We start from the raw sequence: 11619 nt of genomic DNA on the forward strand, positions 1-11619 counted from the left end.
AGTGGAGCGGATTAGAGCTTCTTCACCAGCACCTGGCTCTTGCGGCCCCAGTTGTACTTGGCCTTGCGGGCTTCCGGCAGCCATTCGGGCTCCACGGGCTGGAAGCCGCGCTTGATGAACCAGTGCATGGTTCGCGTGGTCAGCACAAACATGGTTTCGCAGCCCAGGGCGCGAGCGCGCTGTTCGATGCGTTTGAGCAGTTTTTCGCCATCGCCCGTACCCTGGCTCTTGGGAGAGACGGTGACGGCGGCCATTTCGGCGGTCTTGGCCTCGAGGTAGGGGTGCAGGGCCGCGCAACCGAAGATCACGCCGTCATGCTCGATGACGGTGTAGCTGGCGATATCGCGCTCGATCTCGGTGCGGTCGCGCTTGACCAGCGTGCCGTCGCGCTCGAAAGGCTCGATCAGCTGAATGATGCCGCCCACGTCGTCGATCGTGGCCTCGCGCAGTTCTTCGAGCTTTTCGTCAATGACCATGGTGCCTATGCCGTCGTGCACATAGATCTCCAGCAGAAGCGCTCCGTCGGTCGAGAAGGGCAGGATATGGCTGCGCTCCACGCCATGCTCGCAGGCGCGCACGCAGTGCTGCAGATAAAACCCCACATCGGTAGGCTGCTGTGCAGGCGGGAGCTGGGCCAGCAGGCGGCGCGCGGCGTCCAGCGGCAGCTCGGTATCGATGGGGTTGTTCTCGTCGGCCGGGCCGCTGGGGTCCATGCGCACGCCGGGCACTTCGGTCAGGAACAGCAGCTTGTCGGCCTTGAGCTCGATGGCCACGCGGGTGGCCACTTCTTCCATGCTGAGATTGAACGCCTCACCCGTGGGCGAGAAGCCGAAGGGCGAGACCAGCACCATGGCTTCGGAGTCCAGTGCGCTGCGAATGCCTTCCACGTCGACCTTGCGCACCAGGCCGGAGTGCATGAAGTCCACGCCATCGACGATGCCCACGGGACGTGCCGTGAGGAAGTTGCCCGAAATCACGCGCACGCGCGCACCGGCCATGGGCGTATTGGGGAGACCCTGGCTGAAGGCTGCTTCGATCTCGTAACGCAGCTGGCCGGCCGCTTCCTGGGCACAGTCCAGCGCAATGGAGTCGGTGACTCGCATGCCGTTGTAATAACGCGGCTCCTGGCCCTTGAGGCGCAATTGCTCGTTGACCTGGGGGCGGAAGCCGTGCACCAGTACGATCTTGACGCCCATGGCCTGGATCATTGCCAGATCCTGGACGATGGAGCTGAGCTTGCCCGCATCAATGGCTTCACCAGTCAGGCCCACCACAAAGGTCTGGTGTCGGAACTTGTGGATATAGGGGGCCACAGACCTGAACCAGGGAACAAAGGTGAAATTGAAGACGGTGGACATGGCAGTGCGCGAAAACCTCGAAAAGCGGGAAAAAAGGCCTGCGTCGGGTATTACGCAGGCCTGAGGCGCAAAGTGTAGCGGTTACTCGCGTGCCTTCGCTGGGTGCAGCAGGGTTTTGTGCGCGCTGATCGCACAGTTTGTGGTTTTTGTGGCGCGGTGTTTTCAAAAAATGACGACTTGTACCCGGGAGTGGCTCCCGGGGCCATGTAAGGCAGATGCGGACATGGCTTGCCGGTCATGATGGGCCTGGACCCAGATTCCAACGGACCTTGCCTGGCCGCGCATTGGAGCGCTAGTTCCAGTTGTCGATCTTGGTATCTTGGGGAGACGGGCTGCCTTTGCCGCTCTCGGCCAGAGCTTTGAGACTGAGCAGGAAGACAGCCCATTTCATGCTGCAATGGGCTGTGAACTCGACCGTTTCGCGCCAGTTCCGGTGGCCGAACAACAGAATGGTGTACCCGTCCTGGCGGCTCAACTCGAAAGTTGCCTCGGTACCTATCCATTCTTGGGGCCCGTCCGTGAAGCGCCAGCGCACGCTGTGCTCTGTGTCCTGCCTGACGAGGTCGAAGCATATTTTCCCGAGCTCCTGACCGGTCTGGTCGGTGAAGCGCGCGCTCATCGCGACTTCGGGCCCTGCGCTTGCGCTCATCTCCCGGGTCCACCAGCCGGCTATACCTGCAACGGAAGAGATTGCCTGGAAAACATCGCCGATAGGCGCTCTGATGCCAATTCTATGAATGATGTCCACCATGTCCTCGATCTCCTCGCGGATTCAGATGGCTCAACGATACAGGTAAATTGGCGCCTGCCATGCAGCAGCTCCACCGGGAAGGCCAGGCAGCGCAGGCTCAGGGGCGTGAGAACACTTCCACCCGTGCCGGCGGCAGATTGCCCCACACGGTTTCGCGGTCTATGCGCTTGAGGCCTGCGCTTTGCCAGGCGGATGCGCCAAACAGCGAGTAGGTGAACTGGATCACGCGGCCATCGCTGGTGAGCGAGCGGGCCCAGGTATCGGTGATCTTGTGCACGGACTGATGGGGCAGTGAGCGAAGCGGCAAACCGGAGACTACGGCCTTGACCGCTGCACGACCGAGAAGCGAGGGCCAGTCACCGGCATCGGCATGAAAAACGCTGATCTGAGGGAATCGCTCGGACAGGTAGCTGGCGAACGAGGAGGACTTTTCTATGATCACCAGTCTGCCGGGCGCGATGCCGCTGCGCAGTAGTGACTCGGTGATGACTCCTGTTCCTGCTCCAAGCTCTACCACCAGGCCCTCGTCTCCGCCGCACACCAAAGAGGCCATGGTGTTGCCCAATCGCTCCGAACTCGGGCACAGGGCGCCGATCTCGCGGGGAGACCGTATCACTTCGTTCAACAGCATGAAGTTGCACGACATATTTTTCATTCAGAACTCTCCCAGGTCTGACCCATTGTGCGGATGAGTTTGAAATCATCGCTGCAGGAAATATTGAACGCGCCTCGTCAGATAGATGGAAAAAACGGTAACAATGCCGCTGCCCAGCATGTCCACCAGATAGTGCCCGCCGTTGATGGGCGTGGAGATCAGCATCAGGATGTTCAATGCAAGCACCCAGCGAAAAAGCCGGAGCTGTCTGTAGGCATGGATGAGCAGCAAGGCAATCGTCGTGTGATAGGAGGGGAACGTGACAATGCCCTTCAGATCCCCGAATGCGAACTCGCTCAGGCTTCTCTCCCTGAGCGCCATGAAGTGAGGCAGGTGCACGGCGTTTTCCAGACCTACGGAGTGGTAGAAAAGAGTGCCTGCGGCCGGCAGCAGGCCCGATAGCAGGGCCGTCAGCATCAAGGCAGTGAACGACGACCACCACAGCTCCTCGTTTCTGTCGTCTCTTCCGCAGTGCGAGAGGTAGATGATCGAGAAAAAGATCTGTGGCAGCAGGCTGAAATAGGCCAGCGTGAGGATGGCTCTGAGAAGTGGGTGTTGCTGGACAAAGTCATAGAAAGCCAGCCAGTTGAATCCCAGAGCCTGATCCAGTCTGGTGAATTGGGCATCGAGCAGCGGCAGGTTCAGGGTCGCGGATATATAGGTCAGTATCGTGCCGATCAGCGCTGTCACTATCCACAGGGCTGCGTAGAAAGACATCTCGGACAAGGCCAGGCTACGCCCCGAATATCCATAGATCAAGCTGATGCTCAGCAGGATCAGAGTCGTCCAGAGCACCGGCTCGGTACCGGAAAAGGCAAGTGGACGGGCATGTATCCACAGGGCTTCTCCGAGGGCAACGGCGGCCAGGAAAAGCATGGGCGCGAGCTTTCGGGGACTGATCAGTTGCCAGCCATTGACGGTTCCCTGCATCAAGTTCATCGCAAGCTCCCTTGTGGATCCATTCGATCGTCCGTGAAGGCCGGCTGCCGCAGGCGCTCCAGGCCAGGGCCGGACACGGGCCAGGGCCGTCCTCGCTTGGCGGCATGCCCGGATCGTCCGGGGCATGCAGCAGTGGTGCGGCAGTCCAAGCCCGCCCTAGGCGCTTCCCGCGATCATGGGCAGCACCATGCGCAGCAGTCTGATGATTGCCGGCCCCAGAACCACCATCACGATGGCAGGGAAGATGCAGGTCACCAGCGGCAGCAGCATCTTGGTGGGGATCTTGGCGGCCAGCTCCTCGGCACGCATCTGCCGCTTGTGACGCAGATCGTCCGAGAATACGCGGATGGAGTCGCCGATGCTGGTGCCGAAGCGGTCCGCTTGCGTCAGCATGGCCGTGAAGGCGTGAATCTCGTCCACTCCGGTGCGGGCGGCCAGGTTGCGCAAGGATTTCTCGCGGGTGCTGCCGGCGCGCATTTCCAGGTTGGTCCAGTGAAGCTCCTGGGCCAGGGCTTCGCTTTTGATCCGGATCTCGGCAGTCACCTTGCCCAGCGCTGCATCCAGTCCCATGCCTGCCTCCACGCAGACCAGCATGAGGTCGGCGGCATCGGGGAAATTCTCGAAGATCTCGCGTTTGCGGCGCGCGGCCATCCAGCGCAGCACCAGATTGGGCAGATAGCAGGCCACCAGCCCGGTGACCAGCGGATAAAGCAGGAGTTGCAGGCTGTCTGTCGTGCCCTGGGCCAGCATCAGCGAATAGACCAGGAACATCATCACCAGAGGCAGCAGCGTCTTCGCGCCAAAATACAGCAAGGGCGCGTTTTCGTTGCGAATGCCTGCATTCAGAAAGCGCAGACGCAACGGGGTTGCATCACTGCCTGCGGTGGGGGAGGACAGGTGAGCGAACGGCCCCACCAGCTTGACGGCGGTTTCTGTCCAGCCGCTGGACAGAGGGGCCGGGCTCAGCTCTTGCAGGCGCTGTTCGGTGACCGTGGGCGTGGCCCAGAAGAACAGGGCTCCTGCAGCCAGCATGAGGGCAGCGAAAGTGAGCAGGGCGACGATTAACATGGCGGACTCCTTGCGGTTTGGACGCACTCATACCCGTATGCGGACAATGCGGCGCAGCATCAACACGCCGATCACCATGAGTCCGGCCAGCCATTGCAAAATGACGATGCCTATGGGGTCGGTCCACAAGGTGGACATGAATTCCGGGTTCACGAAATTGAGCAGGGCTGTCAGGGCAAAAGGCATCAGCCCCAGGATCCAGGCCGACAGTCGACCTTCGGAGGACAGAACCCGGATCTTGGCGTGAAGCTTGAGCCGTTCGCGGATCAGGCGACTCAGATTGCTCAGCATCTCGGTGAGGTTGCCGCCCGATTCGCGCTGTATCAATACGGCGACGATGAAGTAGCGCAGATCGGTGATCGGTATTCTTTCTCCGAGATTGTTCAAGGCCTGCTGCAGCGCTGTGCCGTAGTTGATCTCGTCGTGCACAAGGCGGAACTCGCCGGCTATGGGCTCGGACAGCTCTTCTCCGGCCATTTGCAGGCCTGCCGAAAATGCGTGGCCGGCGCGCAATGCCCGTGCAATCAGATCCAGCGCTTCGGGAATCTGGCGCTCCAGCAGGCCCAGGCGCTGACTGCGCTTGCGCTGCAGGTAAAGCCACGGCAGGCTGCCCAGGACGGCACCGGCGAGCAGTGCCAGCTCCATGGGCACATGGAACATGCTTGCGGCCAGCGCACCCAGGAAGAACATTATCCCGATGCCGAGCAGCAAACCTGAGACCGTCCATTCCAGGCCTGACTGAACAATCACGCGGTCCAGCTGGTGGGCGCGTGGCATGCTTTGTAGCATGCGCTGCATCCTGGGCATATCGCTGAGCACGCGTTCCTTGACCAGCTTGGTCGGATTGCTGTGATCGTCCGCGGCGGACAAGGCCCTGAGCCGGCGTTCAAGCCGCTTTGCCTCGGGACTCTTGTACTGCTTCCAGACCATGTGAGCGCCTTCGAGCAGCAAAAGCACGGCGGCAAACACCAGTGCAATGATCACCAGGATCGAGTGGGAAGAAGAAAAAGACAGCATGGCAGCACCTTTGGGCCGAGTTCATTGATAGTGACGCTCTGGAGCGAAGATGCTGTCGGGCAGCGCAATGCCGAAGCCTTTGAGCCGGTCGGCGAACTTGGGCCTGACGCCCGTGGCGTGGAAATACCCCTGGACTTCGCCGCTTGCACCAACGCCGGTCTGGGTGAAGGCAAAAATCTCCTGCATGGTGACCACATCGCCCTCCATGCCGGTGATCTCCTGGATGCTGGTGATCTTGCGCTTGCCGTCGGTAAGCCGCAGCACCTGCACGATCACCGTGATGGCCGAGGCAATCTGCTGGCGCGCGGCCTGGTGCGGCAGATTGAGGCCAGCCATGCCGACCATGTTCTCCAGACGTGCCAGCGAGTCGCGCGGAGTGTTGGCGTGGATGGTCGTCAGCGAGCCTTCGTGGCCGGTATTCATGGCCTGCAGCATGTCTACCGCTTCGGCGCCCCGGACTTCGCCGATGATGATGCGGTCAGGGCGCATGCGCAGCGCGTTGCGCACAAGGGATCGCTGCGTGATTTCTCCACGGCCCTCTATATTGGGTGGGCGCGTTTCCATGCGCACCACATGAGGCTGCTGCAGCTGCAGCTCGGCGGCATCCTCGATGGTGACCACACGTTCCACGGCGGGAATGTAGCCCGAAAGAATATTGAGCAGCGTTGTCTTGCCGGCGCCCGTACCCCCGGAGATGATCATGTTCACCTTGGCCTTGGCCAAGGCTTCCAGAGTCAGGGCCATCCCTGGTGTCAGACTCTTGAGGTCCTGGATCAGGTTCTCCATGCGCAGCGGGATGCGCGCAAAGCGCCGGATCGACATCATGGGGCCATCGAGCGCCACGGGAGGGATGACGGCGTTGACGCGCGATCCGTCAGGTAGGCGGGCATCGACCATGGGACTGGACTCGTCGATGCGCCGGCCGATGCGCGAGACGATCTTGTCGATGATGCGAAGCAGATGCTTGTCGTCCGTGAAGACCACGGGCGTGAGTTCCAGGCGACCAAGGCGCTCCACATAGATCTGATCGTGGCGGTTGACCAGGATGTCGGAGATCGCAGGGTCGGTCATGAGCAGCTCGAGAGGGCCGAAGCCCAGCATCTCGTGCTGGATGTCGCGGATCAGCAGCCTTCTCTCCAGATCGTTGACGACCGCAGAGTCCTCCTCCAGCAGGCGCTCGGTCATGCTGGCAATTTCCTGCTGCAGCGTCTGCGTGGGCAGCGACTCCAGCGCTGCCAGGTCGAAGCGCTCCAGCAGCTTGGCATGAATGCGCGCCCTGAGCGCCAGATAGGCGGCGGAGTGCCCGTAATGCGGGGCGGCGGGCGCAGAGGGCGGCGTTTGCGGCTCGGCGACCTCGGGCGTGTCCGCCGCTTCGGGCACAACCTGCAGCGCCGGCTTGGAGGCGCGCGTCGCTGATGTGGCCAAGAAATCTCTGAGTGACATGACGGTCTCCTTGTGCGCTAGGGGGATGGCTCATGCCCGGCGGAAGAGCCGGTTCAAAAAGCCGTTGCTGTCTTCCCGGACCTGAGGCGACAGTGCATCGGCCCAGGCGCCCAGTTCGCGGACCACGGCGCTGTTGCGGCAGGATTCGGCCAGCGGCACTCCCGCATTGATGGTCGCCTGCACTTCCGGTGCGGCGTCGGGAATGCTGCGCCATTGCTGCTCCAGGCCCAGTGCCTTGCGCACTTCGGGCAGGCCGATTTCGCTGCGCCGGTCGACCCGGTTAAGTACCGGGTACAGACGGCTTTCTGGATAGCCCAGATCGCGGAACATGTGCAGCAGCTTCTGCGCATTGCGCACGGCTGGCACATTGGGCAGCAACACGGGAACGATCAGCTGGGCCCTGTCGAGCACCCGCAGCGCCAGCGGATCAAGCACACGCCCCATGTCGATCAGGACAAAGTCATAGTGCATGCTGGCGAGCTGCAGGATTGCATCCACATGCGCAGGCTCCACCTCCATGGCATGCATGGCGCTTTCGGGGGCCGCCAGCACATGCAGGTGAGGAGTGACCTTGACGGTGCTGGCCGTGAGAAAGGACGCATCGAGGCGATGAATGTCGCGGGCCACATCTGCCAGGGTCGAGGCGGGTTTGGATTCATGCAGGTAGGCCAGGGTGTCGCCGAACTGCAGATTGAGGTCGATCAGCAACACCGAGTGCTTGCGCGCCAGCATCCAGCCGAGGTTGGTGGTCAGGAAGGTGGCTCCGCTGCCGCCCTTGCAGGGCAGCAAGGCCATGATCTGGCCCTGATGGCGGTCCGCTGTGTGATGTTGCAGCTTGGCCGCGATGCGGTGCACTGCGTCCAGCAGGGCCTGACGCGGAGCCGGTGAAGTCAGCACTTCGCGAACGCCGGCACGCATGGACTGCAGCAGGAACTCGGGTGTCTGCTGGGCACACATCAAGATGACGGCAATGTGCGGTTGATGCGTGGTCACATACTCCACCGGCGCGAGGTCGGCCGGCTCGCAGCACATGCCGTCCACAATCATCAGATCAGGCCGGTGCTGCTCGGCAATCGAAGGCATGCGTGTCTTGCCGCCTTCGAAGGTCTGGACCTGGTGCGATTGCTCCTGCAGCACGCGGGCCATCTCCTGAAGATGGGTGGTGTTGGGAGAGATGATGGCGATTTTCATGATGTGGCACCCCTGGTTAGCTTGAGCAGGCCGTGCTGCTGTTGATGTCCTGGCGCATGACTTCCCGGGGCAGCGTGCTGGCGAAACTGGGCATGGGAATGGCCGCTTGCAGCCCCTGGCCCACGATGGGCGATATCCATTGGAATTTCAGCCCCGTGATCGAGACGGTCACGCTTTGGCAGCTTGCCGTGGTGCAGCCGGAGGGGGCCCAGCTGACATTGATGGTGCTCACCTGGGGCAGCAGGGCCTGCATGCGGGCAAGCACCTTGGACTGCTGGGCGGTGTCGTCGCAGACTGCGGCATACCGTGCCCCGGCCCGCGCAGCCTCGTTGGCCGCCACCCAGGTGAACAGCATGCGGCTGAAATCCAGGATGCCGAACAGAAACATCAGGAAGACCAGCAGAGCCAGGGCAAACTCGATGATGGTTGCTCCGCGCTCGGAGCGGGAGTGACGTGGCGTTTTCATGTCTGTGTCCTCATCGTGGCGGCGATATTGCTCAGCGTCAGGCCGCCGTTGGCATCGCCTAGTTGCAAGCCGAAGACGCTGGCGGTCATGGAGCGAAAGCGGTAGCCGGTGACGGTTACGGTGACGGTGTTGATCAGCGGATAGGTTCCGCTGGTCTGCCAGGAGCAGCTCACGGAGCCGGTGTTCAGGCCGGGGGCCAGAGGTGTGGTTCCCGCCGTGGTCTGGCCGTATACCACCAGGTTCTGTGCCTGGCTGCAGCCGGTGTTGGGCAGCTGCACCGAGAGATAGCGCACCGCATCGCGCACCGATTTGGTGACTGTGTTGTATTCGTAGAGCGCGCGGCCGAATTCGACGACCAACATGCTCAGCAGGAGTAAAAAGGGCAGGATCAGAGCCAGTTCCACCAGCTCCACCCCCTGTTGCCTATGGTGCTTGGACATGTGTTCACCTCACGAGGACGGGAACCAGCGGGCCGGCCGAACCGCCTGCGAGTCCGCTGGTGGTGCAGGGGCTGCCAGTGGCGCTGGCATTGCCCAGGTACTCGAGCTTGACGTCATCGACCGGGATCGCCATGGGCTCGAGCATCAGCATGCAGGCGAAATCGACCACCTTGCGGCCGGTATCGACGATGGGCACCGTCACGATGCGGCGGTCCGCGCCATAGGCCCTGTGCTGGGCCGATGTGGCAACCGAAGAAAAGCCGCCACCCTGCTGCCCGCACTGGGCGGGGTTGTTACCACAGGGCGTGAACGCCAGGCGCTGGGCGAGAAAGTTGGGCGTGCTGCCCGAGCTGCCGTTGTAGGCGCTGCGGCCGGCACTCCAGGTGCTGGTGTTGTAGATATAGCCGGTGTAGTCGGGCCGGCCCACGCTGGGTCCGCTGGAGTTCTTGTAGATGCCGAACCGGTAGTTCCAGATTTCGACGATGGAAGCCTGAACGCCGGGTGTGCCCAGGGTGTCGCCCAGCTTGCTGCCGCAATGGCCGTTGAGCTCGTCGGCGGTCTCGGAGGCACTGTTGGAGCCGTCCAGATTGGCCCAGCCGAAGGTGCTGCCGCCGCTGGACTTGGCCAGTAGGGTGAGCCAGTCCCCGGCTGTGTAGCCGTAGTCGGGCTTGGTTGCCCCGGGCGTTTTTGCCTGAAGTGCTACGGGAATCGGGCAGGCGCTTTGCGCACTGGCCCGTGTGGCCACCGCATAAGCGCCCACACTGCCGGTGGCCGGAAAGCTGGTGCTGTCGCCGGAGAAGGCTCCCAGTGCCTTCAGCAGCCATATGCCGATATTGGATTGGGTGTGCGTGCACTGCGAATAGACGGCAGCCGTCGCGCTGGTGGTGCTCAGATAGCTGGCGTCGCGAAAGCTGACATCGGCGGCGGTGATCTGACCCTGGCCGCTCCAGTTGGCCGACTGCAGGTTCACTCCGTTGAGATTGCCGGCAGCAACACCTGCGCTTACGGCGCGGCTGATTGCATCGGGCTGCTTGTTGAGTTCGCGCGCTGCGGCCAGCGCGCAGCTGTCAAGTGCCGTCTGCAGCTCTGTCCTGACGATGAACAGGCGCCCGAAATCCAGCGCGATGCCCATGAATCCCAGCAGCAGCAAAAGAGCCAGTGCTGCCGTGACGATGATGGCGCCATGCTGCTGGCGCCGTGAACTGCGCCGGCTGCGGCTTCCGGCAGGCCGCACCAGGGTCGGGGCAAGAATGCGGGTGCTCATGATGGCCTCTCATAGGGCGGCAGAACCGGTGAATGATTGCGGGTCAGAGGCGGTCGGCGCCCCAGCAGGACTGCTGCGCCGACCCCTTTGACGTCGCTGCTAGGAGCAGGTGCCCGTCAGGCAGTTCAAGACTCGTGTGATGAAGTCCGCAAACTTGCCGCCAGCCAGACCCTGAATTGCCAGTACCAGTGCGATGGACACCACGGCAATGATCAGCGCGTACTCGACGACCTGAGCACCTTCATCGTCCCTGAGGAAGTGCTGCAAGTGATTGCCCCATTGGGTGACGGAGTGCATGGCTTTCTCCCGTAAAGGTGTATGTCCAGGACGACCGGCGGGACCGGGTCAAGCGCAGGTCGTGCTTGTCAGGCAACTCGAGACGCGGGAGATGAAGCCGCTAAAGCTTGTACCGGTGGTGAGGGCCCGGAGCGCGACGACCAGCGCGATGGAGACCACGGCAATGATCAGTGCGTATTCGACGACTTGCGCACCTTCATCGTCACGAGCAAAAGACAGCAGGGAATGGCCAAATTGTTGAGCGATATGGGACATGATGAACCTCACAATGTTGATGGATTGAATACCGTTTCGAAAGGTCGGCGACTGTGCCGAGGGCTGGCGTGCAAGGCCGATGTGCGATCAGGGCTCCTTTCGGAATCAATTGGCTGGATGGTGAAAATCTGGCGGCTGCTCAGGGCGTGCCGCCGCTGTTGCCACCGCTGTTGCCGGAGTTGTTGCTGGTCAGCGAGCCGCCAATATTGATGACGTTGATGGCCTGAGGCGGGCTCTTGTAGCTTTGCTCGTATCTCTCCATGCTGTGGCGCGTGGCGCGACCATCCATGCCGGTGGCGCCATCCACGCCGACTCCGGCCGCCTTGCCCGCTTGCGGGTCTATGGTCATCTGCAGGCGGGCGGTGCGCACGGCTTCGCCAAAGCGGGCGTCGTAGTTGGGGGTTGTGCTGCCGCAGCCCGCCAGCAGGGCGGCGAGGGCCACGGAAAATAGGATGCTGCGTTCGGTCATGGCTTG

General features: G+C 62.1%; 14 protein-coding genes. All 14 read right to left on the reverse strand.

Translation table 11 applies throughout. The features are described 5' to 3' along the window. Positions 1-11 precede the first annotated feature (11 nt). A complete protein-coding gene (gene argA / locus NOX35_RS11725; protein ID WP_003079639.1) occupies positions 12-1358 on the reverse strand; it encodes an amino-acid N-acetyltransferase in 1347 nt (448 codons plus the stop codon). Between the two features lie 292 nt (positions 1359-1650). After that, positions 1651-2109, reverse strand: coding sequence for an SRPBCC domain-containing protein (locus NOX35_RS11730; RefSeq protein ID WP_182286803.1), 459 nt, complete (start codon positions 2107-2109; stop codon positions 1651-1653). A 97-nt stretch (positions 2110-2206) separates the two neighbouring features. Then, positions 2207-2764, reverse strand: coding sequence for a class I SAM-dependent methyltransferase (locus tag NOX35_RS11735; protein WP_182286804.1), 558 nt, complete (start codon positions 2762-2764; stop codon positions 2207-2209). 45 nt (positions 2765-2809) lie between these two features. Continuing rightward, positions 2810-3703, reverse strand: coding sequence for a phosphatase PAP2 family protein (locus tag NOX35_RS11740; RefSeq protein WP_256496697.1), 894 nt, complete (start codon positions 3701-3703; stop codon positions 2810-2812). A 156-nt stretch (positions 3704-3859) separates the two neighbouring features. Next, entirely contained in the window at positions 3860-4771 is a 912-nt protein-coding gene (locus NOX35_RS11745; protein ID WP_182286806.1) for a type II secretion system F family protein, read from the reverse strand. Positions 4772-4798: 27 nt separating this feature from the next. After that, positions 4799-5788 carry a type II secretion system F family protein gene (locus NOX35_RS11750; RefSeq protein WP_182286807.1) on the reverse strand — a complete coding sequence of 330 codons (990 nt, stop codon included), beginning with the start codon at positions 5786-5788 and terminating at the stop codon, positions 4799-4801. Between the two features lie 21 nt (positions 5789-5809). After that, positions 5810-7231 (reverse strand): CpaF family protein, encoded by a 1422-nt coding sequence (locus NOX35_RS11755; protein ID WP_182286808.1) that lies wholly within the window; start codon positions 7229-7231, stop codon positions 5810-5812. A gap of 30 nt (positions 7232-7261) precedes the next feature. Beyond that, positions 7262-8422, reverse strand: a complete 1161-nt coding sequence (locus tag NOX35_RS11760) for an AAA family ATPase (protein ID WP_256496698.1) — start codon at positions 8420-8422, stop codon at positions 7262-7264. A 16-nt stretch (positions 8423-8438) separates the two neighbouring features. Continuing rightward, the gene (locus tag NOX35_RS11765; protein WP_256496699.1) at positions 8439-8888 is read right to left on the reverse strand and encodes a TadE/TadG family type IV pilus assembly protein; all 450 of its coding nucleotides are present in this window, start codon (positions 8886-8888) and stop codon (positions 8439-8441) included. Further along, entirely contained in the window at positions 8885-9328 is a 444-nt protein-coding gene (locus NOX35_RS11770) for a TadE/TadG family type IV pilus assembly protein (RefSeq protein WP_182286811.1), read from the reverse strand. Before NOX35_RS11770 ends, NOX35_RS11765 begins: the two co-directional genes overlap by 4 nt. A 4-nt stretch (positions 9329-9332) precedes the next feature. Continuing rightward, the gene (locus NOX35_RS11775) at positions 9333-10592 is read right to left on the reverse strand and encodes a pilus assembly protein TadG-related protein (RefSeq protein WP_256496700.1); all 1260 of its coding nucleotides are present in this window, start codon (positions 10590-10592) and stop codon (positions 9333-9335) included. Between the two features lie 99 nt (positions 10593-10691). Beyond that, positions 10692-10889 (reverse strand): Flp family type IVb pilin, encoded by a 198-nt coding sequence (locus tag NOX35_RS11780; RefSeq protein WP_256496701.1) that lies wholly within the window; start codon positions 10887-10889, stop codon positions 10692-10694. A gap of 48 nt (positions 10890-10937) precedes the next feature. Next, positions 10938-11144, reverse strand: a complete 207-nt coding sequence (locus NOX35_RS11785) for a Flp family type IVb pilin (RefSeq protein WP_182286814.1) — start codon at positions 11142-11144, stop codon at positions 10938-10940. A 139-nt stretch (positions 11145-11283) separates the two neighbouring features. Beyond that, positions 11284-11613 carry a hypothetical protein gene (locus NOX35_RS11790; RefSeq protein ID WP_182286815.1) on the reverse strand — a complete coding sequence of 110 codons (330 nt, stop codon included), beginning with the start codon at positions 11611-11613 and terminating at the stop codon, positions 11284-11286. Positions 11614-11619 lie beyond the last annotated feature (6 nt).

This window comes from Comamonas sp. C11, assembly GCF_024496285.1.
Lineage (GTDB): Bacteria > Pseudomonadota > Gammaproteobacteria > Burkholderiales > Burkholderiaceae_C > Comamonas > Comamonas testosteroni_F.